This is a genomic window from Pseudomonas sp. DE0010 (assembly GCF_007680745.1).
Taxonomy (GTDB): Bacteria; Pseudomonadota; Gammaproteobacteria; order Pseudomonadales; family Pseudomonadaceae; genus Aquipseudomonas; species Aquipseudomonas parafulva_B.
The window spans coordinates 128,082-148,961 of record NZ_VEJQ01000011.1; the positions used below are offsets into that span (position 1 = coordinate 128,082).

Annotated in this window: 22 protein-coding genes and 1 riboswitch; of the genes, 19 read left to right on the forward strand and 3 right to left on the reverse strand. The window is 64.8% G+C overall.

Going from position 1 to position 20,880, the window contains the following annotated elements:
- Nucleotides 1-5: 5 nt before the first annotated feature.
- Both purN and purM read right to left on the reverse strand, forming a co-directional pair.
- Nucleotides 6-659: a phosphoribosylglycinamide formyltransferase gene (gene purN / locus FS767_RS10905; protein ID WP_058605349.1), complete on the reverse strand. Its 654-nt coding sequence runs from the start codon at nucleotides 657-659 to the stop codon at nucleotides 6-8.
- Nucleotides 659-1,717 carry a phosphoribosylformylglycinamidine cyclo-ligase gene (gene purM, locus FS767_RS10910; RefSeq protein WP_144965340.1) on the reverse strand — a complete coding sequence of 353 codons (1,059 nt, stop codon included), beginning with the start codon at nucleotides 1,715-1,717 and terminating at the stop codon, nucleotides 659-661. Before purM ends, purN begins: the two co-directional genes overlap by 1 nt.
- Nucleotides 1,718-2,003: 286 nt before the next feature.
- On the opposite strand from purM, the gene FS767_RS10915 reads away from it, so the two are divergent.
- The 5 genes from FS767_RS10915 to FS767_RS10935 all read left to right on the forward strand — a co-directional run bounded on the left by FS767_RS10915 (nucleotide 2,004) and on the right by FS767_RS10935 (nucleotide 6,498).
- Entirely contained in the window at nucleotides 2,004-3,071 is a 1,068-nt protein-coding gene (locus tag FS767_RS10915; protein WP_144965342.1) for a DUF2066 domain-containing protein, read from the forward strand.
- Between the two features lie 11 nt (nucleotides 3,072-3,082).
- Nucleotides 3,083-4,186, forward strand: coding sequence for an AI-2E family transporter (locus tag FS767_RS10920; RefSeq protein ID WP_144965344.1), 1,104 nt, complete (start codon nucleotides 3,083-3,085; stop codon nucleotides 4,184-4,186).
- 158 nt (nucleotides 4,187-4,344) lie between these two features.
- Nucleotides 4,345-5,052: a DnaA regulatory inactivator Hda gene (gene hda / locus FS767_RS10925; protein WP_027913921.1), complete on the forward strand. Its 708-nt coding sequence runs from the start codon at nucleotides 4,345-4,347 to the stop codon at nucleotides 5,050-5,052.
- Nucleotides 5,053-5,178: 126 nt separating this feature from the next.
- Nucleotides 5,179-5,817: a C40 family peptidase gene (locus tag FS767_RS10930; protein WP_144965346.1), complete on the forward strand. Its 639-nt coding sequence runs from the start codon at nucleotides 5,179-5,181 to the stop codon at nucleotides 5,815-5,817.
- Nucleotides 5,818-5,958: 141 nt separating this feature from the next.
- A complete protein-coding gene (locus FS767_RS10935; protein ID WP_058605353.1) occupies nucleotides 5,959-6,498 on the forward strand; it encodes a C40 family peptidase in 540 nt (179 codons plus the stop codon).
- Between the two features lie 6 nt (nucleotides 6,499-6,504).
- Here FS767_RS10935 and FS767_RS10940 read toward each other — a convergent pair whose 3' ends face one another.
- Complete coding sequence (locus FS767_RS10940) at nucleotides 6,505-7,821, reverse strand: sorbosone dehydrogenase family protein (protein ID WP_144965348.1); 1,317 nt, start codon at nucleotides 7,819-7,821, stop codon at nucleotides 6,505-6,507.
- Between the two features lie 153 nt (nucleotides 7,822-7,974).
- Nucleotides 7,975-8,195, forward strand: a riboswitch (cobalamin riboswitch).
- Nucleotides 8,196-8,314: 119 nt separating this feature from the next.
- Between FS767_RS10940 and cobO the strand changes: the two genes are divergently transcribed.
- From cobO to FS767_RS11005, 14 genes are all read left to right on the forward strand, one after another.
- Nucleotides 8,315-8,926, forward strand: coding sequence for a cob(I)yrinic acid a,c-diamide adenosyltransferase (cobO, locus tag FS767_RS10945; protein WP_027913925.1), 612 nt, complete (start codon nucleotides 8,315-8,317; stop codon nucleotides 8,924-8,926).
- Nucleotides 8,923-10,218 carry a cobyrinate a,c-diamide synthase gene (locus tag FS767_RS10950; RefSeq protein WP_144965350.1) on the forward strand — a complete coding sequence of 432 codons (1,296 nt, stop codon included), beginning with the start codon at nucleotides 8,923-8,925 and terminating at the stop codon, nucleotides 10,216-10,218. Before cobO ends, FS767_RS10950 begins: the two co-directional genes overlap by 4 nt.
- Complete coding sequence (gene bluB / locus FS767_RS10955; protein ID WP_167339260.1) at nucleotides 10,209-10,865, forward strand: 5,6-dimethylbenzimidazole synthase; 657 nt, start codon at nucleotides 10,209-10,211, stop codon at nucleotides 10,863-10,865. Before FS767_RS10950 ends, bluB begins: the two co-directional genes overlap by 10 nt.
- Nucleotides 10,862-11,770, forward strand: coding sequence for an adenosylcobinamide-phosphate synthase CbiB (gene cbiB / locus FS767_RS10960; RefSeq protein WP_144965354.1), 909 nt, complete (start codon nucleotides 10,862-10,864; stop codon nucleotides 11,768-11,770). Before bluB ends, cbiB begins: the two co-directional genes overlap by 4 nt.
- A complete protein-coding gene (gene cobD, locus FS767_RS10965) occupies nucleotides 11,763-12,755 on the forward strand; it encodes a threonine-phosphate decarboxylase CobD (protein ID WP_144965356.1) in 993 nt (330 codons plus the stop codon). The genes cbiB and cobD overlap by 8 nt, the downstream gene beginning before the upstream one ends.
- Nucleotides 12,752-14,206, forward strand: coding sequence for a cobyric acid synthase (locus tag FS767_RS10970; RefSeq protein ID WP_144965357.1), 1,455 nt, complete (start codon nucleotides 12,752-12,754; stop codon nucleotides 14,204-14,206). Before cobD ends, FS767_RS10970 begins: the two co-directional genes overlap by 4 nt.
- 1 nt (nucleotide 14,207) lies before the next feature.
- On the forward strand, nucleotides 14,208-14,729 hold the full coding sequence (gene cobU / locus FS767_RS10975; RefSeq protein ID WP_058605360.1) for a bifunctional adenosylcobinamide kinase/adenosylcobinamide-phosphate guanylyltransferase: 522 nt from the start codon (nucleotides 14,208-14,210) through the stop codon (nucleotides 14,727-14,729).
- Nucleotides 14,726-15,781: a nicotinate-nucleotide--dimethylbenzimidazole phosphoribosyltransferase gene (cobT, locus tag FS767_RS10980; RefSeq protein ID WP_144965359.1), complete on the forward strand. Its 1,056-nt coding sequence runs from the start codon at nucleotides 14,726-14,728 to the stop codon at nucleotides 15,779-15,781. The genes cobU and cobT overlap by 4 nt, the downstream gene beginning before the upstream one ends.
- Nucleotides 15,778-16,344, forward strand: coding sequence for an alpha-ribazole phosphatase family protein (gene cobC, locus FS767_RS10985; RefSeq protein ID WP_058605362.1), 567 nt, complete (start codon nucleotides 15,778-15,780; stop codon nucleotides 16,342-16,344). Before cobT ends, cobC begins: the two co-directional genes overlap by 4 nt.
- A 1-nt stretch (nucleotide 16,345) precedes the next feature.
- Nucleotides 16,346-17,068, forward strand: a complete 723-nt coding sequence (locus FS767_RS10990; protein ID WP_144965361.1) for an adenosylcobinamide-GDP ribazoletransferase — start codon at nucleotides 16,346-16,348, stop codon at nucleotides 17,066-17,068.
- A 231-nt stretch (nucleotides 17,069-17,299) separates the two neighbouring features.
- The gene (locus FS767_RS10995) at nucleotides 17,300-18,418 is read left to right on the forward strand and encodes a glycoside hydrolase family 5 protein (protein ID WP_256674259.1); all 1,119 of its coding nucleotides are present in this window, start codon (nucleotides 17,300-17,302) and stop codon (nucleotides 18,416-18,418) included.
- Between the two features lie 165 nt (nucleotides 18,419-18,583).
- Nucleotides 18,584-19,786: an MFS transporter gene (locus FS767_RS11000; protein ID WP_058605365.1), complete on the forward strand. Its 1,203-nt coding sequence runs from the start codon at nucleotides 18,584-18,586 to the stop codon at nucleotides 19,784-19,786.
- On the forward strand, nucleotides 19,783-19,905 hold the full coding sequence (locus FS767_RS23210; protein ID WP_256674257.1) for a hypothetical protein: 123 nt from the start codon (nucleotides 19,783-19,785) through the stop codon (nucleotides 19,903-19,905). The genes FS767_RS11000 and FS767_RS23210 overlap by 4 nt, the downstream gene beginning before the upstream one ends.
- Before the next feature lie 46 nt (nucleotides 19,906-19,951).
- Nucleotides 19,952-20,503 carry a glutathione peroxidase gene (locus FS767_RS11005; RefSeq protein WP_058639477.1) on the forward strand — a complete coding sequence of 184 codons (552 nt, stop codon included), beginning with the start codon at nucleotides 19,952-19,954 and terminating at the stop codon, nucleotides 20,501-20,503.
- The last annotated feature ends 377 nt before the right edge of the window (nucleotides 20,504-20,880 follow it).

A 20,880-nucleotide genomic window follows, 5' to 3' on the forward strand; every position in this document is an offset into this window, starting at 1 on the left:
ATCTCCTAGGATCGAATCAAATGACCGCTGGCCGACAGGGGCTGGCCATCCAGTAATGCACCTTGTTCGCCAAGACGCAAGCGGCCGTTGGCGAACCAGTGAACAGCCATTGGGTAGATGACGTGTTCCTGTGCGTGAACCCGCTGAGCCAGGCTTTGGACCGTGTCATCGGGTGCCACCGGCACGACAGCCTGTACGACCAACGGGCCCCCATCGAGTTCCTCGGTGACAAAGTGAACACTGCACCCGTGCTCGACATCCCCTGCTTCCAGGGCGCGTCTATGGGTGTGCAACCCTTTGTAGCGAGGCAGCAGCGAAGGGTGGATGTTGAGCAGGCGACCTTGGTAGTGGCGCACGAAGTCGCCACTGAGGATACGCATGAAACCCGCCAGCACCACCAGGTCCGGAGCGAACCCATCGATACAGGCCACCAGGGCTGCATCGAAGGCTTCGCGGCCTTCGAAGCCGGTATGGTCAAGGACCGCGGTTTCGATACCGGCAGCGGCTGCACGCTGCAGCCCGTAGGCATCGGCGCGGTTGGAGATGACCGCGCCGATGCGCACGGCGCTGTCCGGGATGGCGCAGCTGTCGATCAGCGCTTGCAGGTTGCTGCCGGAACCCGACAGCAATACCACCACATTGCAGGGCTTGCTCGGCATCAGTGTGCCTTGAGGTTCTGCAGCTCGACCTGGGCAGCGCCCTCTGCGGCCTCGGTGATGTGACCGATGACCCACGGCTGTTCGCCGGCGTTGCGCAGTTCGCTCAGGGCGGTTTCGACCTGGTCCTGGCCCACGCAGATCACCATGCCCACGCCGCAGTTGAGCACGCGGTGCATTTCATGCTCGTCGACGTTGCCCTTTTCCTGCAGGAAATCGAAGACGGCTGGGCGCTGCCAGCTGGCCACGTCGATGACCGCCTGGGCATTGGCCGGCAGTACGCGCGGGATATTGTCCAGCAGACCGCCACCGGTGATGTGGGCCATGGCCTTGACTGCGCCGGTGTTCTTGATCAGTTGCAGCAGCGGCTTGACGTAGATGCGCGTTGGCGCCATCAGCAGTTCGGTCAGTGGCTGGCCGTCGAGCTGGGTGCTTTCGACGTCTGTGCCCGAGACTTCGAGGATCTTGCGGATCAGCGAGTAACCGTTGGAGTGCGGGCCCGAGGATGGCAGGGCGATGAGCGCATCGCCGGTGGCCACGCGCGAGCCGTCGATGATCTCGGCCTTCTCCACCACGCCTACGCAGAAGCCTGCCAGGTCGTAGTCTTCACCTTCGTACATGCCCGGCATCTCGGCCGTTTCGCCGCCGACCAGCGAGCAGCCTGCCAGTTCGCAACCTGCGCCGATACCGGTGACCACGGTAGCCGCCACGTCCACGTTGAGCTTGCCGGTGGCGTAGTAGTCCAGGAAGAACAGCGGCTCGGCACCGCAGACCACCAGGTCGTTCACGCACATGGCGACCAGGTCCTGGCCGATGCTGTCGTGCTTGTTCAGGTTCAGCGCCAGGCGCAGCTTGGTGCCCACGCCGTCGGTGCCGGAGACCAGCACCGGCTGCTTGTAGCCAGCCGGGATCTCGCAAAGGGCGCCGAAGCCGCCCAGGCCACCCATGACTTCAGGGCGTGCGGTGCGTTTTGCCACGCCCTTGATGCGTTCGACCAGTGCTTCGCCGGCGTCGATGTCTACACCGGCGTCCTTGTAGCTCAGGGAGGGTTGCTTGCTCATTGATCCAGGCCTTTAGGAGGGAGGGATTCGTAAAAACGACCCTGACGGCAAGGGCCGGCAGCCATGTAGCGGCTAACCGTGACATCAGTGGTCTGTGAAGGCGCGCGATTTTATCAGGGTTGCCGGGCAGCGGCCATCCTCCGGCCGACCGGCAGGTGAATTTAGGGCTGTCGCCGGTGCAAGATCGCCACAAGCCTGGCCTTGCCGGTGCTACCTTTAACCGTGCCGCTTGAGGTATGAGTGCTGAAGCTTGAAACTCGCCGTTCCAGAGCACAAGGACACAACGATGCGCTTGTTCACTACTTGGGTCATGGGATGTCTGTGGTTGATCGCAGGCGTGGCCCAGGCCGAGAACGTCCCCGGCCTTTATCAGGTCCGCGAGCCAGTGGCCGGGCAGGGCGCCGAGGCGCGTGCGGCGGCGACCAGCCAGGCCTTCGACACCCTGGTGCTGCGCCTGACCGGCGATACCAAGGCCGCGCAGAGCCCGGCGCTGGCCGCATTGCGCAAGGATCCGCAACCGATCGTCAACCAGGTGGGCAGCGACGCTGGCCCGCCCGAAACCGTCCGGGTCGAGTTCGACCCCGGCAGCACCGAACGTGCCCTGCGCAAGGCGGGCCTCAGTCTGTGGGGCAGCAATCGCCCGTCGATTCTGGGTTGGTGGCTCGTCGAAAGTGTTGACGGCACTAGCCTGGTAGGGGACGGCCAGCCTAGCGCCCAGCCGTTGCGGCGCGCGGCCCGTCACCGGGGCTTGCCGCTGCGTCTGCCGCTGGCCGATCTGCAGGAGCAACTGGTGGCCGACGCCAAGCATATCGAAGCCAAGGATCCCGGGCCGCTGCGTGAGGTCTCCCAGCGCTACGGCGCCGATGCCCTGTTGGCCGTGCACGCCCGGGAGGTCGACGGCAAATGGCAAGGCAAATGGCAATTGTGGCTGGGCGATGGGCGCGAGCAGGGCAGTGCCGAAGGGGCGGACCCGGCAGCGCTGGCCGACGCCGTGATGCTTGCCGTGAGCACGCGGCTGGCACCGCGCTACGTAACGCGTCCCGGGGCCAGTGGTCAGGTGCAGATGCAGGTCCAGGGCATGAACCTGCCGCGCTACGCTGAGCTGGCCCGGGTGCTGGAGCCCTACGGCGCCCAGTTGAAGCGGGTCGACGGCGACGTGCTGACCTATTCGGTCACCGCCAGCCGCGAACAACTCCGGGCTCAGCTGGCATTGGCCAAGCTCAGGGAAGTCCCAGCCGAGCAGGCACCTGCGCCGCAGGTGACCCCTGGGCCATTGGGTGCGTCCCCAGACGGGACATCGGTGCCGCCTGCGGCCGCCACCGAACCGTTCGATGGCTTGCGCTTTAGTTGGTAAGAGGGTCGTTCATGACTGACATGCGTCGTTGGATCTGGCTGGGCGTGGCATTGATCGCCATCGCCCTGCTCTATAGCCTGCACAATATTCTCACGCCGTTTCTGGTCGGCATTCTGCTGGCGTACCTGGCCGACCCGCTGGTCGATCGCCTGGAGCGCCTGGGTTTGTCGCGTACCTGGGGCGTAGTGGTGGTGTTCGGGCTGTTCACGCTGCTGATGCTTGCACTGTTGCTCGTGCTCATCCCCATGTTGGCCAAGCAGTTGGTGCGCCTGTACGCGCTGGCGCCGCAGATGCTTGACTGGCTTGAACACGTCGCCTTGCCTTGGGTGCAGGGGCGTCTGGGCCTTGCCGACGGGTTCTGGAAATTCGACAAGATCAAAGCGGCCATCGGCGCGCACATGGGGCAAACCACCGATATCGTCAGCATGCTCTTGTCCCAGGCAACGGCCTCCAGCCTGGCGCTGATGGCCTGGGTGGCCAACATGGTGCTGATCCCCGTGGTCGGGTTCTACCTGTTGCGTGACTGGGACTTGATGATGGCCAAGTTGCGCAGCTTGTTGCCGCGCCAGAGGGAGCCACAAATCGTTGGGCTGGCCAGCGAGTGCCATGAGGTGCTGGGTGCGTTCGTGCGTGGGCAACTGCTGGTGATGGTCGCGTTGGGCATCATCTATTCAGCAGGCTTGATGCTGGTGGGGCTTGAACTGGGGTTGTTGATCGGCATGCTGGCAGGCCTGGCGGCCATCGTCCCGTACATGGGCTTCATCATTGGCATCGGTGCGGCGCTGGTGGCAGGGCTGTTCCAGTTCGGTGGCGATCTGTATCCCATGCTCGGCATCGTCGCGGTCTTCATGGTCGGTCAGGCACTGGAGGGCATGGTGCTGACACCTCTGTTGGTAGGCGACCGGATCGGTTTGCACCCTGTGGCGGTGATCTTCGCCATCCTGGCCGGCGGGGAGCTGTTCGGTTTCACAGGCGTGCTGCTCGCGCTTCCGGTGGCGGCGGTCATCATGGTGCTGCTGCGCCACGTGCACGGCTTGTACAAGGAGTCGGACATGTATGCAGGGGATGCGCCGGTCCCCGTTCACCTCGATCCCCCTGCACCCGACCAGCCGTGACAGGGCGGCAGGTGAGCCTCGGTTGCTGCGATGATGGTGCAACCCATTGATTTTGCTTGGACTCTGCAGCGGCGTCATTGTGCACCCCGCTTGGCAGGTATAGACTTTGCCGATTGTCCACAAAAGGCCCCCAGCGGTCCTGTCGACCGCCCGCGAGCATGAAACCACCGATCCAGTTGCCCCTGGGTGTGCGCCTGCGCGACGACGCCACCTTCATCAACTACTATCCGGGCGCCAATGCCGCTGCGTTGGGGTATGTCGAGCGGCTTTGCGAAGCCGACGCCGGCTGGACCGAGAGCCTCATCTACCTGTGGGGCAAACAAGGCGTGGGCCGCACGCACCTGCTGCAAGCGGCCACCCATCGCTTCCAGCAGCGGGGCGAGCCTGCCGTTTACCTGCCGTTGGCGCAGCTGCTCGAGCGCGGCACCGGTCTTCTGGACTACCTGGCCCAGTACGAGCTGGTGTGCATCGATGACCTGCACGTCATTGCCGGCAAGCCGGACTGGGAGGAGGCCATGTTCCACCTGTTCAACCGCCTGCGCGACAGCGGCCGTCGACTGCTACTGGCAGCCTCCGCTTCCCCGCGGGAATTGCCGGTCAAGCTGCCTGACCTGAAATCCCGTCTCACTCTTGCCCTGGTGTTCCAGATGCGCGGCCTGTCTGACGAAGACAAGCTACGTGCCTTGCAATTGCGGGCATCCAGGCGCGGCCTGCACCTGACCGACGAAGTGGGTCACTTCATCCTCACCCGCGGCGCGCGCAGCATGAGTGCGCTGTTCGATCTGCTGGAAAGGCTCGATCAGGCTTCCCTGCAAGCCCAGCGCAAACTCACCATTCCTTTCCTGAAGGAAACCCTCGGCTGGTAAGCCCTGGAAACACGGGGCCAGAGCCATCCCACGGAAAAGTCACATCTTTTTCGATAAAATTTGCAAATGGAACTTATAGTGGGCATAGTTCCACCCCACTAAAGGATTACAGACACGGTTGTGCCCATGCTCAAGCGCTTCGCACCCCTCGTGCCACTCGCACTCGTGACCCTGCTTTTTGGCTGTGCGGCCCAAGGCCCGGTATCCCGGCCCCAGGATCACACCCCGGTCGCCGTACAGCCGGCGATCAAGGCCAAGGCCTCGTCTTCGCCTGTGTTTGGCGAACCCCAGGAAGTGGCTACCGACGATGAACTGGAGGTCTTCTCCAGCAGCAAGCCCTATCAGTTGCCAGTGCTGGCCGACAGCATTCTGGAGCGCGGCATGTCGTTGATCGGCACCCGCTATCGCTTCGGCGGTACCTCGGAACAGTCCGGCTTCGATTGCAGCGGCTTCATCGGCTACCTGTTCCGCGAGGAGGCAGGCATGACCTTGCCGCGTTCTACTCGCGAGATGATCAACGTCGATGCACCGAAGGTGGCGCGCAACAAACTCAAGCCAGGCGACCTGCTGTTCTTCAGCACCAACGGCCGTGGCCGTGTCAGCCATGCCGGCATCTACCTGGGCGACAACCAGTTCATCCACTCCAGCAGCCGTCGTAGCGGCGGTGTGCGCATCGATAGCCTCGGTGACCGTTACTGGAGCAAGACCTTCCTTGAGGCCAAACGTGCCTTGGCCATGGCGCCGACCCATATCGCGCGCAACTAATGGCAATCTGATGTGTCCTAACCACGGCGTCGCTGCTTTGCAAAAAAGCTCGACGCCGTGCGTATTTACAGAAAGCGTCTAATCTAATTTCTCAACTCTATCCCGCTGCGGCCCAGCGTTCCCATACAGGATGTTTTGGCCATGACAACGATGGCGCGCTTCGCTTTCATTTCCCTGGCAGCCTTACTGGCGGCCTGCTCGAGCCAACCCCAGGCACCTGCCCCTACACGGGTCGTGCAGCCTCAGGTTACCTATAGCCAACCCAGCTTCTCGCCCACCGCCGATGACGTACTGATTCGCGCCATTGGTCTGGTTGGCACGCCCTACCGCTGGGGCGGCAATACGCCCGATTCGGGTTTCGACTGCAGTGGTCTGATCAAGTACGTCTACCGCGATGCCGCCGGCATCAGCCTGCCGCGCTCCACGCGGGAGATGATCGGCATGCGTGCGCCTACTGTGGATGTGAAGTCCTTGCAGTCCGGTGACCTGGTGTTCTTCGCGACCAGTGGCGGTTCGCAGGTGAGCCATGCTGGCATTTATGTAGGGGACGGGCGCTTCGTGCATGCGCCGCGCACCGGCGGTACGGTGCGGTTGGACTATCTGTCAAACAGCTACTGGGCCAAGGCCTACCTGCAGGCCAAGCGGGTCATCCCACAAGGGCACCTGGCCCAGAACCCCTGAGCCCGATCACCGAGCTTTACTGACGCGCCAGATGGTATTGCCTACATCGTCAGCTACCAGCACGGCGCCGTGGCCATCCAGGGCAACCCCCACGGGGCGGCCCATGGCTTGGCCGCTTTCATTCAGGAACCCATCGAGCACGTCCATGGGCTGGCCCGACGGCTTTCCCGAGGCATCGAAGGGTACGAATATCACCTTGTAGCCGCTGTGGGGCTTGCGGTTCCAGGAACCATGCTGGCCAACCAATGCACCTGCCCCAAAACGCGCCGGCAACACACCCGGCCCGGCGAAGGCCAACCCCAGTGAAGCGGTATGCGGCCCCACAGCGTAGTCGGGGACCTGTGCCTGGGCGACCTTGGCAGGGTCCTGGGGCTGCACGCGTTCATCCACATGCTGGCCATAGTAGCTATAGGGCCAACCATAGAATCCACCTGCTTGTACCGAAGTGATGTAATCCGGTACCAGGTCGCTGCCGATTTCGTCACGCTCGTTGACTGCAGTCCACAGCGCGCCGCTGTGAGGCTCCCAGGCAAGCCCGTTGGGGTTGCGCAGGCCGGTGGCGAACAGGCGGTGCTTGCCGGTGCTGGGGTCGATCTCCCAGATCGCGGCGCGCCCCTGCTCCTGATCGAGGCCGTTTTCACCCACGTTGCTGTTCGAGCCCACGGTGACATAGAGGCGCCGTCCATCGGGGCTTGCGATGACATTCTTGGTCCAGTGGTGATTCAACGGGCCGGCTGGCAGTGAGGTGACTACCTCTGCCGGACCGGTTACCTGGCGTGCACCGGGCTGGTAGTGAAAACGCAGCAGTTTATCCGTATCGGCCACGTAAAAATCGTTGCCCACCAGTGCCATCCCAAAGGGCGAGTTCAGCCCGTCGGCAAAGGTATGGCGAATTTCCGCAACGCCGTCCTGGTCCGCGTCGCGCAACAGGGTAATGCGATCAGGGCTGGGCACGGCGGCCCCCGCGCGTGCCATGACCCGCTTCATGGCCCATCCGCGAATACCCTTGGCGTCTTCGGGCTTGGCAGGTGCGTTGGTTTCTGCCACCAGCACGTCGCCATTGGGCAGCACGTAGAGCCAGCGCGGATGGTCGAGGTCACCGGCAAAGCGCGACACCTGCAACCCGGGTGCAGCCTGGGGCATGCGTCCGGCGGGCCAGCCGACGGCTGGCGCGATGTTCACGGTGGGTAGCAGGGTCTTGGCGGGGGAGGGCAGCTGCGGCGCGGGGCCGGTGCCGTCGGCCACTGTCAGGCGCGCCCTTTCGCCGCAGCCACTCAAGCCCAGGCTTACAACAAGTGCAACAGGCAGTGCCACGCGGTTCATGGTCGGCGTCCTCGGCAGGTTCTATAGATTCAGAGGGTAGGGAATGCCGCGGGTTCATTCGCACAGGCGGCAGGGGCTGCATCGGCGGCTCGGCGATCGCTGCTGTGCTGCCAGGCGAGCCGCGTCGATTGACGCTCCGGGTGCAACCCTCTAACCTTCGCGCGTGTTTCAGGTGCCCCGCCAGCCACGTCTGGCCAGGGTGAAACTGGGAAGTCGGTGAGCGCCCGCAGGGTGCGATTCCGGCGCTGCCCCCGCAACGGTAGGTGAGAGACGGCCGCGCAGGGCCACTGGGTACGATACCCGGGAAGGCGCGCAGGTCAGGGCCAGTGGCCCGCTCACGAGCCCGGAGACCGGCCTGATACTGCCAACGGCATCACGGAGGGTGATGCGCGGTGCACTCTGGCTTTGGCCAATGCCCCTGCGCGCGCTCCGTTTGCCTGCCCATTCCCTGACACGGCGCTCGATCGTGGTGTCAGCCAGCGGAGAACTTCCCATGAGCGACGCCACCGAGCGCGACGAACGCCATCTGGCACGGATGCAGCGCAAGAAAGCGGTCATTGACGAGCGCATTGCCAACTCCCCTAACGAATGCGGCCTGCTGCTGGTGCTCACCGGCAATGGCAAGGGCAAGAGCAGCTCGGCCTTCGGCATGCTGGCCCGGGCCCTGGGCCACGGCATGCAGTGCGGCGTGGTGCAGTTCATCAAGGGCCGCAACAGCACCGGCGAAGAGCTGTTCTTCAGGCGCTTTCCCGAACAGGTGCGCTACCACGTGATGGGCGAGGGCTTCACGTGGGAGACGCAGGACCGCCAGCGTGACATTGCGGCGGCAGAAGCGGCGTGGGCCGTCTCCCGGCAACTGCTGCAGGATCCTGCGGTGCAGTTCGTGGTGCTCGACGAGCTCAACATCGCGCTCAAGCACGGCTACCTTGATCTGGACCAGGTGCTGTCGGACATCCAGGCCCGCCCTCCCATGCAGCACGTCATCGTCACCGGTCGCGCGGCCAAGCCGGAAATGGTCGAGCTGGCCGACACCGTGACCGAAATGGGTATGCTCAAGCACGCGTTCCAGGCCGGTATCCGTGCCCAGAAGGGCGTCGAGCTGTGAGCCAGGCCCGCCATTGCCCCGCCGTTCTGATTGCCGCACCGGCCTCTGGCCAAGGCAAGACCACGGTCACTGCCGCGCTGGCGCGCCTGCACCGCAATCTGGGCCGCAAGGTGCGGGTGTTCAAATGCGGGCCTGACTTTCTTGACCCCATGATTCTCGAACGTGCCAGCGGTGCACCCGTTCGCCAGCTGGACCTGTGGATGATCGGTGCCGAGGAGAGCCGCCGGCTGCTCTGGGAGGCGGCAGGTGAAGCCGACCTGATCCTCATCGAAGGGGTGATGGGGCTGTTCGACGGCACCCCTTCGAGCGCCGACCTGGCGCGTCACTTCGGTGTGCCGGTGCTGGCGGTGATCGATGGTACGGCCATGGCCCAGACCTTTGGCGCGCTGGCGCTTGGCCTGGCGCGTTATCAGCCGGACCTGCCGTTTGCCGGAGTGTTGGCCAACCGGGTGGGCAGCCTGCGTCATGCGCAACTGCTCGAAGGCAGCCTGACGGAGGGCCTGCGTTGGTATGGCGGCTTGTCCCGCGAGCGCGGCATCGAACTGCCCAGCCGTCACCTGGGGTTGGTGCAGGCCAGCGAGTTGAACGACCTGGACGCACGTCTGGACGCTGCTGCCCACGCATTGGGCGCCAGCTGCGATGCCGCGTTGCCACCGGCCGTCACCTTCGAGCCGGCCGATCCGCTACCCGCCCAGGCTACCTTGGCGGGTGTACGTATCGGTGTAGCCCGCGACGAAGCCTTTGCCTTTCTCTATGGCGCCAACCTGGACCTGTTGCGCCGTCTAGGCGCAAAGGTGCAGTTTTTCTCCCCCCTGCATGATGCGCAGCTGCCCGAAGTGGACAGCCTGTACCTACCCGGCGGTTACCCCGAGTTGCACCATCATGCCCTGGCGCGCAATACCTCAATGTGCCAGGCCATCCGCGCCCATCACGCCCAAGGCAAGCCACTGCTGGCCGAATGCGGCGGCATGCTGTATCTGCTCGACGCGCTGACCGACGTGGCCGGGGACAGGGTCGAGTTGCTCGGGTTGCTGCCGGGTGAAGCGACCATGCAAAAGCGCCTGGCGGCCCTGGCCCTGCAAGCGGTCGAGCTGCCCGAGGGCACACTGCGCGGCCATACCTACCACCACTCCCTGACCAGCACTGCGCTCGAGCCGCTGGCACGTGGGTTGAGCCCCAACGGCGGGCGCGGCAACGAAGCCGTCTATCGCCTGGGCCGCTTGACCGCGTCCTACGTGCACTTCTACTTCCCCTCCAACCCGGAGGCGGCCGCAGCGCTGCTTTGCCCATGAGCGAGCATGCGTTCAGCGACCAGGAGCGTGCCGCGGTCTATCGCGCCATCGGCGAGCGGCGCGACATGCGCCATTTCGTTCAAGGCGAGGTGGCGCCGCAGGTCATGACACGGTTACTCAGCGCAGCCCACCAGGCACCGAGCGTGGGCTTGATGCAGCCATGGCGGTTCATCCGCATCACCGAGCGGGCCTTGCGTGGGCGCATCCAGGCACTGGTGGAGGCCGAGCGGGCGTTGACTGCACAGGCGCTAGGCGAGCGCTCGGACGAATTCATGAAGCTCAAGGTAGAGGGCATCAACGATTGTGCCGAACTGTGGGTCGCCGCCTTGATGGACAACCGTGAGCCCCACATTTTCGGGCGCCGCACGCTGCCTGAGATGGACCTGGCCTCGCTCGCCTGCGCCATCCAGAACCTCTGGCTGGCCGCCCGTGCCGAAGGGCTGGGCATGGGCTGGGTATCGCTGTTCGATCCCAAGGCGCTGGCAGCGTTGCTTGGCATGCCCAGCGGCGCCAAACCCGTGGCCGTGCTGTGCCTGGGGCCGGTGGCGGCATTCTACCCTGCACCCATGCTGGTCATGCAGAACTGGGCCGAAGAACGGCCGTTGCACCAGATACTGTTTGAAAACCGATGGGGAGAAGGCGCATGAGCGTGGCGTTGCTGACCGTGGCCGGTGTGGCCCTGGATGCATTGTTTGGCGAGCCGCGGCGGCGCCATCCGCTGGTTGCGTTCGGCAACATGGCCAGCAGCCTTGAGCGGCGCTTCAATGCCGGCGGGCGTGGTTGGCGCAGTCATGGCGTGAGCGCCTGGTTCCTGGCCGTGGTGCCCCTGACCTTGCTGGCCCTCATGCTCTCCTGGCTGCCTGTGATCGGCTGGCTGGTCGATGTGCTGGCGTTGTACTGCGCCCTGGGGCTGCGCAGCCTGGGCGAACATGTGCTGCCGGTGGCCACGGCCCTGCGCCAGGGGGATCTGGAAGAAGCACGGCGGCGGGTGGGGTATCTGGTCAGCCGTGAAACCCGTGAGCTGGACGAGACGGCGGTGGCACGGGCAGCCACTGAGTCGGTGCTGGAAAACGGCAGCGATGCCGTGTTCGCCGCCTTGTTCTGGTTTGCTGTGGCCGGGGCGCCAGGGGTGGTGCTTTATCGACTGAGCAACACCCTCGATGCCATGTGGGGCTATCGCAACGAGCGCTTCGAGCGCTTCGGCTGGTGCGCGGCGCGCATCGATGACCTACTCAACTACGTGCCGGCGCGCCTGGTCGCGCTCACCTATGCGGTGCTGGGCAAAACCCGTCTGGCGCTGGCCTGCTGGCGCCGCCAGGGGCCACTGTGGGACAGCCCCAACGCCGGCCCGGTCATGGCGGCCGGGGCAGGGGCGCTGGGTGTTGAATTGGGCGGGCCGGCGGTGTACCACGGCCAGTTGCACGACCGCCCGCGCTTGGGCGACGGCCCACCGGCCAGCCCCGATGCCATCGAGGGCGGTTGGACGCTAGTGCAACGTGGGGCATGGCTGTGGCTGTTGGTGTTCTGTCTGGGAGCTTATCTGAATGCTTGAACATGGAGGCCGGCTGCTGCGCGCGGTTCGGCAGTACGGCATCGCCCGCGAGCAGTGGCTGGACCTGTCCAGCGGCATTGCGCCCTGGTCCTTCCCGATACCGCCGATCCCCCTCGAAGCCTGGGCACGGCTACCGGAAACAGACGATGGCCTCGAGCAGGCGGCGTGTAGCTACTACGGCGCCACGCGACTGCTGCCCGTAGCGGGCTCACAGGCTGCCATCCAGGCCCTGCCGTTGTTGCGCAGCCCGAGCCGGGTCGGGGTGCTGACGCCCTGTTATGCCGAGCATCCCTATGGCTGGCAGCGCGGTGGACACGCGTTGCTCGAGCTCGATGAGCATCAGGTCGACGAGGCGCTCGACGACCTCGACGTCCTGGTCTTGGTCAACCCGAACAACCCCACCGGCCGTGTCGTGCCTGCGCCCACGCTGCTGGGATGGCATCAGCGCCTGGCAGCGCGCGGTGGTTGGCTGGTGGTCGATGAAGCCTTCATGGACAACAGCCCCGGAAACAGCGTGATGGAAAGTGCCGGGCGCCCAGGTTTGATCGTGCTGCGCTCGTTCGGCAAGTTCTTCGGCCTGGCCGGTGTGCGCCTGGGCTTCGTGGCCGCAGAGCACAGCTTGCTGCTGCGCCTGGCCGAGCTGCTCGGCCCGTGGACCATCAATGGTCCCAGCCGGGTGCTGGCCCAGGCCAGCCTGACCGACCTGGCCATGCAGCAGCTGCAGCGCCAGCGCTGTGCAGACGCCAGCGAACGCTTGGCGGCTTTGCTCACCCATGCAGGGCTGGCGCCCGCCGGCGGGTGTGACCTGTTCCAGTACGTGCGGTGCGAGCATGCCGCGCGATTGCACGATCACCTTGCCCGGCACGGGGTGCTGGTGCGCCTGTTCGAGCGCCCGGCGGCCTTGCGTTTCGGCTTACCGCCAAGCCAGGCAGACGAACGACGATTGGCCCAGGCCCTGAGTGCCTACCCCAAGGACCTTACATGACGACCCTGATGGTGCAAGGCACCACCTCCGATGCCGGCAAGAGCACCCTGGTGACTGCCCTGTGCCGCTGGCTGCTGCGCCAGGGCATCGGCGTGGTGCCATTCAAGCCGCAGAACATGGCCCTCAACAGCGCCGTGACCGCCGACGGTGGCGAGATTGGCCGGGCCCAGGCGGTGCAGGCCCAGGCCTGTCGCCTGGCGCCGCATACCGACATGAACCCGGTGCTGCTCAAACCCAACAGCGATACAGGCGCCCAGGTGATCATCCATGGCCGTGCGGTGACCAGCATGAACGCGGTTGCCTACCACGATTACAAGGCCATCGCCATGCAGGCCGTGCTGGCCTCGCACCAGCGCCTGAGCCAGGGCTGGCCAGTGGTCATGGTCGAGGGCGCAGGGTCGCCGGCGGAGATCAACCTGCGGGCCGGCGACATTGCCAACATGGGGTTTGCCGAAGCCGTGGACTGCCCGGTGATCCTGGTCGCCGACATCAACCGCGGGGGTGTGTTCGCCCACCTGGTCGGTACCCTCGAACTGCTGTCGCCCAGCGAGCAGGCGCGGGTCAAAGGGTTTGTCATCAACCGTTTCAGGGGCGACATCGCTTTGTTGCAACCTGGGCTCGACTGGCTGGAGCAGCGCACCGGCAAACCCGTGCTAGGCGTGCTGCCGTACGTCACCGACCTGCACCTTGAAGCCGAGGACGGCATCGACCGGCGCCAGAGCGAAAAGCAGCAGCGCGTGCTCAAGGTGATCGTGCCGGTGCTGCCACGCATCAGCAACCACACTGACTTCGACCCGCTGCGCCTGCACCCGCAGGTCGACCTGCAGTTCATTGGCCCCGGTCAGCCGGTGCCGCCAGCGGACCTGATCATCCTGCCGGGTTCCAAGAGCGTGCGTGGCGACCTTGCGCAATTGTGCGCGCGTGGCTGGGACAGGGCCATCGAACGCCATCTGCGCTATGGCGGCAAGGTGATCGGTATCTGCGGCGGCCTGCAGATGCTTGGGCGCGAGGTGCACGATCCGCTGGGTCTGGAGGGCGCTGCAGGCTCCAGTCCCGGCCTCGGCCTGCTGGACTACGCCACGGTGCTGGAAGCCGACAAGCAGTTGCGCAATGTCTCCGGGACCTTGCACCTGGACGCAGCGCCCGTGACCGGTTACGAGATCCATGCCGGTGTCACCACTGGACCTGCGCTGGCGCACCCGGCGGTACGCCTGGCCGACGGTCGCTGCGAGGGTGCCATCAGCACGGACGGCCAGGTGTTGGCCACTTACCTGCACGGGTTGTTCGAGGGCAGCGCCTCCTGCGCGGCCCTGCTGCGCTGGGCTGGGCTTGAAGACGTGCAACTGATCGACTACGAGGCGTTGCGCGAGCGCGACATCGAACGCCTGGCTGACCTGGTGGACAAGCACCTGGACACCCAGCGCCTGCGCCAATTGTGTGGAGTACCCTGACGTGCGTACGTTCGTGATCGGCGGAGCCCGGTCTGGCAAGAGCCGCCTGGCCGAGCAGCGGGCAGCCGACTGCGGCCTGCCCGTGACCTATATCGCCACCAGTCAGCCGCTGGACGGCGAACTCGATGAGCGGGTACAGCTGCACCGCCAGCGCCGGCCCGTGGAGTGGGGGTTGATCGAAGAACCCTTGGCCCTGGCTGCTGTACTAAAGGCCGAAGCTGCTGCTGACCGCTGCCTGCTGGTGGACTGCCTGACGCTGTGGCTGACCAACCTGCTGATGCTGGATGACCCGCGCCGGTTGGCCGAGGAACGTGATGCCCTGTTGGGCTGCCTTGAACACCTGCCCGGCCACATCATCCTGGTCAGTAACGAGACCGGCCTGGGTGTGGTGCCCATGGGCGAGTTGACGCGACGTTACGTCGATTTGGCCGGTGTCGTGCACCAGGCGGTGGCCGAACGTTGCCAGCAGGTGATCCTCACGGTCGCTGGCCTCCCACTCACGCTCAAAGGACCTGCATCATGAACCCTGTCTGGTGGCAGAGGCCCTGCCAGCCCATCGACGGTGCGGCCATGGCCGCAGCACGCGAGCGGCAGCAACAATTGACCAAGCCTGCCGGTTCGCTCGGCCAGCTCGAAACGCTCGCCATTCAGCTGGCAGGCCTGCAGGGCTGCGAACGGCCGGTGCTCGAGCACGTTGCGATCAGCCTGTTCGCAGGCGACCACGGCGTGGTCGAGGAGGGCGTCTCGGCGTATCCTCAGGCCGTGACAGGCCAGATGTTGCGCAATTTCGTCGGCGGGGGTGCCGCCATCAGTGTGCTGGCGCGCCAACTGCACGCCACCTTGGAGGTGGTCGACCTCGGCACGGTCGACCCGACGCTCGCACTGCCGGGCGTTCGCCACGTGCACCTTGGCCCCGGTACGGCCAATTTCGCCCGAGAGCCCGCCCTGAGCGAGGCACAATTGCAGGCCGCCCTGCAGGCAGGTCGTGACAGCGCGCAGCGGGCGGCGACCCACGGCGCACAGCTGTTCATCGGCGGTGAAATGGGTATCGGCAACACCACCGCAGCGGCAGCGCTGGCCAGCGTACTGCTCGCCTGTCCGCCAGCCACGCTGAGCGGGCCAGGCACTGGGTTGGACAGTGCCGGCGTGCAGCACAAAGCGCACGTCATCGAGCGGGCTCTGGCCTTGCACCGCCTGGCGGCCGATGAACCGCTGCGTGCATTGGGCTGCGTGGGGGGCTTCGAGCTGGCGGCGCTGGCCGGCGCTTACCTGGCGTGTGCCCAGGCGGGTGTGGCGGTGCTGGTGGACGGGTTCATCTGCACGGTGGCGGCCTTGGTGGCCGTGCGCCTCAACCCCCAGTGCCGCGCTTGGCTGTTGTTCGCCCATCAGGGTGCGGAGCCCGGCCACCAGGCGGTGCTGAGCGCCTTGCAGGCCGAGCCTTTGCTGGCTCTGGGGCTGCGCCTGGGTGAGGGCAGTGGTGCCGCCCTGGCCGTGCCATTGCTGCGGCTGGCCTGCGCGCTACACGGGCAAATGGCGACCTTTGCCGAGGCTGCCGTGGCGGACCGTCCGGCATGAGGCTCGACCTGCTGCGCCACGGGGAAACCGAACAAGGTGGCCTGCGTGGCAGCCTCGATGACGCCCTGACCGAAAAGGGCTGGGCTCAAATGCGCGCCGCCGTGGCCGACGCAGGGCCTTGGCAGGCATTGGTCAGTTCGCCATTGCAGCGCTGTGGCCGATTCGCCGATGAGCTGGGCGCCAGGCTGGGCCTGCCCGTGCAGCGCGAGCCTGCATTGCAAGAACTGCATTTCGGCGATTGGGAAGGGCGCACGGCGTTGCAGATCATGGAACACGACGCACAGGCGCTTGGGCAGTTCTGGGCTGATCCCTACGGCTATACGCCGCCCAATGGCGAGCCGGTCCAGGCGTTTGCGCAGCGCGTCCTGACGGCCATCGAGGGGTTGTACCGCCAGCATGCTGGCAAGCGCGTACTGCTGGTCACCCATGGTGGTGTCATGCGGCTGCTGTTGGCCCGCGCCCGTGGCCTGCCCAGGGCGCAGCTGTTGCAAGTGGAAGTCGGCCATGGCGCATTGGTGCGCTTGCAAGTCGGCGAGGACGGCCAGCTGGTTGAGGGGGGTTAGCATGCTGCCATTCTGGATTGCCCTGCAGTTTCTAAGCAGCCTGCCTGTCACCTTGCCCGGCATGCCAACGCCACGCCAGGTAGGCCGCTCGTTGTTGTACTACCCCATGGTCGGGCTGCTGTTCGGTCTCCTGCTATGGCTGGCCAGCCACTGGCTCGCAGGCGTTGCGGCGCCGCTGCATGCCGCCTTGCTACTGAGCCTCTGGGTGCTGCTCAGTGGCGCGCTGCACCTGGACGGCCTGGCAGATAGCGCAGACGCCTGGCTAGGCGGGTTTGGTGATCGCGAACGCACGCTGCAGATCATGAAAGACCCGCGCAGCGGGCCGGCAGCGGTGGTGACGTTGATTTTGGTGCTGCTGCTCAAGTTCTGCGCCTTGTGGGCACTGATCGAGCAGGGAGCTGGCCTGCAACTGGTGCTGGCACCGGTCATCGGTCGAGCAGCGCTGCTGGGGCTGTTACTGTGTACTCCCTATGTGCGGCCTGGCGGGTTGGGCCAGGCACTGGCCGAGCACATGCCCCGCCGCGCAGCAGGGTGGGTACTGTTGATCTGTGCCGGCCTGGGCCTGACATTGGCTGGCTGGGCAATGGTGCTGACGGCAGTCGTGTTCGTCGCCTTGCGCAGGCTGATGTGCAATCGCCTGGGCGGTACCACGGGCGATACCGCAGGTGCACTGCTGGAACTGCTTGAGCTCACCGTCCTGCTGGGCCTTGTCGTGATCCCGTAAGCCAATCGGGGCAGCGCGGGCTGGGATTTATCCAATTATGTGGGGCGACTCCGAAGGCGCCTTCTGCAAAGATCATCTGAAAAAAAGCCGGCAAACTAATCCTGTAAAACGCCTTCACCGGATGCATTACCCTCAGGCGCTTGTTTCCAAGAGGCGTGTGCGATGTATTACTGGCTGCTCTTCCTGGCCGTGCTGGGTTTCACTCCACCTGCCGCCCAGGCAGCTGACCTCATGGCGTTCTGGGACCAGCCCCGGCATGGGGGCAACAGCTTCAATCGATTGCCCCCTGACCAGGCCTACTTTGATGCCCTCCGGGCTTATGGCGCGACCTGGGTTCGGGTGTCCTATGACAAATGGCGACCTGCGGACAGGGACTTTCTATTGGGCAATGCCGATGGCTACGACGGCTTGCCCGCCAGCGACCTGGCTACCCTGCGGTCGGTGTTGGATCGGGCCCATCGAGCCGGCCTCAAAGTGGTGATCGCACCGCTATCACTGCCGGGCATGCGCTGGTCGCAGAACAATAGCGGCACCTTCGACGACCGACTGTGGCAGGACAAGACCTACTGGGCGCAGGCCGCAGCCTTTTGGCGCGACGTCGCCCGTGCGTTGAAGGATCATCCTGCGGTCGCTGCGTATAACCTGGTGAACGAGCCCGCACCGGAAAAGCGCAGCGATCTGCCCGAACATGCCAGCTCGGAGCGCATGCAACGCTGGTATGCGCGCGATCAAGGCAGTGCGCGTGATTTGCCGGCGCTGTACCGGCGGTTGACGGCAGCCATACGCGAGGAGGATGCGGTAACGCCGATCATGGTGGATTCGGGCTGGTATGCCGCCGCCGATGCCTTCACCTATTGGCCCGCGCCGCTGCCCGATGACAGGGTGCTCTACAGCGTGCACATGTACGAACCCTATGCAGCGACCAGTGCGCCCAACATGACCCGCCGACAGCCGCTGGCCTATCCAGGGGCGGTACCCTTCGCCGGCCAGCTTCAGCGATGGGACGGCCAGCGCGTGGCGCAGTACCTGCAAGCCCCGCTGAACTGGGCCGATACCATGAACGTGCCCCGTTCCCGCCTGGTGGTGGGCGAGTTTGGCTGCATGCGCCGCCTGTCAGGCTGCCGCCAGTACCTGGAGGACGTACTGGGCGTGCTCGATCAGCACCGCTTGCACTGGGCGTTCTACAGTTTCCGCGAAGACAGCTGGGACGGGATGGACTACGAATTGGGCACCGCCAAAGTGCCCTGGCGCTACTGGCAGGCGATCGACCAGGGGTTGCCCGACCCGCTGCCGCGGCAAGCGACCCGCGCGTTCGAACCCATCCGCAAGCGACTGGCGACAGATCAGTGACGACCTGCGCTGACATCCTGCTTGCTGTCAGTCAGCTTCAGCGTTCATGCTGTAACCAAATGCTTCCTTGATGATTCGGCGTACGTGGCGGTGGATGGCCTTGCAGTGCCAGGTTTCATCAACGGCAGCACCTGACGACCTTGCGATGGGCTGGAGACAATAACAATGACGTCTGTATGGCGAACCAGTGGATGGGTGTTGACTGGGGCGGCGCTGATCCTTGCGCTGTCACTTGGCGTTAGGCACGGCTTTGGCTTGTTCCTGGCACCGATGAGCGCCGACTTTGGCTGGGGCCGCGGCGTCTTTGCCTTCGCCATCGCCTTGCAGAACCTGATCTGGGGCCTGGCCCAGCCCTTTGCCGGTGCGTTGGCCGATCGCCTTGGCGCCTCGCGGGTGGTGATGGTTGGCGGCGTGCTGTATGCGGTGGGCCTGGCGATGATGGGCATGGCCGACTCTGCCTGGTCGTTGTCATTGAGCGCCGGGCTGTTGATCGGCATTGGCCTGTCGGGCACGTCCTTTTCGGTCATCCTGGGCGTCGTTGGCCGGGCCGTGCCGCCTGAAAAGCGCAGCATGGCCATGGGCATTGCCAGTGCCGCCGGTTCGTTCGGTCAGTTCGCCATGCTGCCCGGCACCCTCGGCCTGATCCAATGGCTCGGCTGGTCGGCGGCTTTGCTGGTGCTGGGCCTGCTGGTGGCCTTCATCGTGCCGTTGGTAGGCCTGTTGCGCGACCGTCCCTTGCCCTCATACGGCAACGAGCAGACCCTGGGCGAGGCGCTGCGTGAGGCGTGTGGGCATGCCGGTTTCTGGTTGCTGGCGCTGGGCTTTTTCGTGTGCGGCTTTCAGGTGGTGTTCATCGGGGTGCACCTGCCGGCGTACCTGGTGGACCAGCATCTGCCGGCCACCACGGGCACCACGGTGCTGGCCCTGGTGGGTCTGTTCAATATCGTGGGCACGTTCACGGCCGGCTGGCTGGGCGGGCGCCTGTCCAAGCCACGCTTGCTGACTGGGCTCTACCTGCTGCGTGCGGTCGTCATCGTGCTGTTTCTCTGGGCGCCGGTGAGTGCATTCAGCGCGTACCTGTTCGGTATTGCGATGGGCCTGTTGTGGCTGTCCACGGTGCCGCTCACCAACGGCACCGTCGCCACGGTCTTCGGCGTGCGTAACTTGTCGATGCTTGGCGGTATCGTGTTCCTGTTCCACCAGCTCGGGGCGTTTCTGGGCGGTTGGCTGGGTGGCGTCGTGTATGACCGCACTGGCAGCTATGACCTGGTCTGGCAGATCGCGATCCTGCTGAGTGTCTTGGCTGCGGCGCTCAACTGGCCGGTCCGTGAACGGCCTGTGGCACGCTTGCAGGTAACGGCGGCATGAACCCAGTATTGATCCGTATGGCTCTTGCGCTGGTGGCGCTTTTGGTGCTGATGCTGGCCTGGTGGGGGTGGCACGACGGCGGCATGGCGCTCATGCAATTGGGCATGGGCGTCTGTTAGCCGCTACGCTGCCAGTTCAAGGTTGATCGAGCAGGAGCGAGATGTCATGAGCGTGAAGTGGATGGTGGTGCCGGTATTGGCGTTGATGGCCAGCGCGTCCAGCTGGGCGACCGAATGCCCGGCCGTGTTGCAGGGTACGTTGCCGGAATTGCGGGGCAAGGGTGAGGTCGCGTTGTGCGAGCGGTTTGCCGGTAAGCCTTTGGTGGTGATCAACACGGCCAGTTATTGCGGGTTTGCGCCGCAGTTCGAGGGGCTTGAGGCGGTGTACAAACAGTACCATGGCCGTGGGCTGGAGATGCTGGGTGTGCCTTCGAACGACTTCAAGCAGGAGGATGCGGACAGCGAGAAGACGGCGAAGGTGTGTTATGCGAATTATGGCGTGACGTTCACCATGACCAAGGAACAGGCAGTGCGGGGCAAGGATGCGATTCCGATGTTTGCGGAGTTGGCCAGGCAGAGCAGTGCGCCCAAGTGGAATTTCTACAAGTATGTGATTGATCGTCAGGGCAAGGTGATTGGTAGTTTTTCGAGTTTGACGAAACCGGATGATGCCGAGTTTAAGGCAGCGATTGAGAAGGCTATCGCTTCGCAGCCTTGATCTTTTGGTGTGCTCAACTATTGATCTCAATTCGATTGCGGTGGTTTCGATTCATTGAACTTTAGTGATCTGTGGCTGATGAATATATGATGCCTGCAATCGATTGGAGTAGCCTTGTGACGCGATGGGCCGCGCCTGCAGGGGTTGTGTGTGGCTTTAAACTTTGAAATCTGCTCGAATATCAGTTCTGGAGTAATGCGATGTTTCGCTCTTGCTCTTGCTCTTGCTCTTGCCCTTGATTCTAAGCGCGCGGTAGTTCAGGCGCCGCAGATCGCGACTTCAGGAGGCCGAGCGCAGGGTTTGCGGAGGGAGGTGACAGGCATGGATGCCTGTCAAGCGCTGGGCCCCAGGATGGGGCCTGCAGCGCGGTCCTCCCG

Coding starts and splice junctions, on each gene's coding strand:
- purN (WP_058605349.1), bottom strand. CDS start 659: ATGCCGAGCAAGCCCTGCAATGTGGTGGTATTGCTGTCGGGTTCCGGC.
- purM (WP_144965340.1), bottom strand. CDS start 1,717: ATGAGCAAGCAACCCTCCCTGAGCTACAAGGACGCCGGTGTAGACATC.
- FS767_RS10915 (WP_144965342.1), top strand. CDS start 2,004: ATGCGCTTGTTCACTACTTGGGTCATGGGATGTCTGTGGTTGATCGCA.
- FS767_RS10920 (WP_144965344.1), top strand. CDS start 3,083: ATGACTGACATGCGTCGTTGGATCTGGCTGGGCGTGGCATTGATCGCC.
- hda (WP_027913921.1), top strand. CDS start 4,345: ATGAAACCACCGATCCAGTTGCCCCTGGGTGTGCGCCTGCGCGACGAC.
- FS767_RS10930 (WP_144965346.1), top strand. CDS start 5,179: ATGCTCAAGCGCTTCGCACCCCTCGTGCCACTCGCACTCGTGACCCTG.
- FS767_RS10935 (WP_058605353.1), top strand. CDS start 5,959: ATGACAACGATGGCGCGCTTCGCTTTCATTTCCCTGGCAGCCTTACTG.
- FS767_RS10940 (WP_144965348.1), bottom strand. CDS start 7,821: ATGAACCGCGTGGCACTGCCTGTTGCACTTGTTGTAAGCCTGGGCTTG.
- cobO (WP_027913925.1), top strand. CDS start 8,315: ATGAGCGACGCCACCGAGCGCGACGAACGCCATCTGGCACGGATGCAG.
- cbiB (WP_144965354.1), top strand. CDS start 10,862: ATGAGCGTGGCGTTGCTGACCGTGGCCGGTGTGGCCCTGGATGCATTG.
- cobD (WP_144965356.1), top strand. CDS start 11,763: ATGCTTGAACATGGAGGCCGGCTGCTGCGCGCGGTTCGGCAGTACGGC.
- FS767_RS10970 (WP_144965357.1), top strand. CDS start 12,752: ATGACGACCCTGATGGTGCAAGGCACCACCTCCGATGCCGGCAAGAGC.
- cobT (WP_144965359.1), top strand. CDS start 14,726: ATGAACCCTGTCTGGTGGCAGAGGCCCTGCCAGCCCATCGACGGTGCG.
- cobC (WP_058605362.1), top strand. CDS start 15,778: ATGAGGCTCGACCTGCTGCGCCACGGGGAAACCGAACAAGGTGGCCTG.
- FS767_RS10990 (WP_144965361.1), top strand. CDS start 16,346: ATGCTGCCATTCTGGATTGCCCTGCAGTTTCTAAGCAGCCTGCCTGTC.
- FS767_RS10995 (WP_256674259.1), top strand. CDS start 17,300: ATGGCGTTCTGGGACCAGCCCCGGCATGGGGGCAACAGCTTCAATCGA.
- FS767_RS11000 (WP_058605365.1), top strand. CDS start 18,584: ATGACGTCTGTATGGCGAACCAGTGGATGGGTGTTGACTGGGGCGGCG.
- FS767_RS23210 (WP_256674257.1), top strand. CDS start 19,783: ATGAACCCAGTATTGATCCGTATGGCTCTTGCGCTGGTGGCGCTTTTG.
- FS767_RS11005 (WP_058639477.1), top strand. CDS start 19,952: ATGAGCGTGAAGTGGATGGTGGTGCCGGTATTGGCGTTGATGGCCAGC.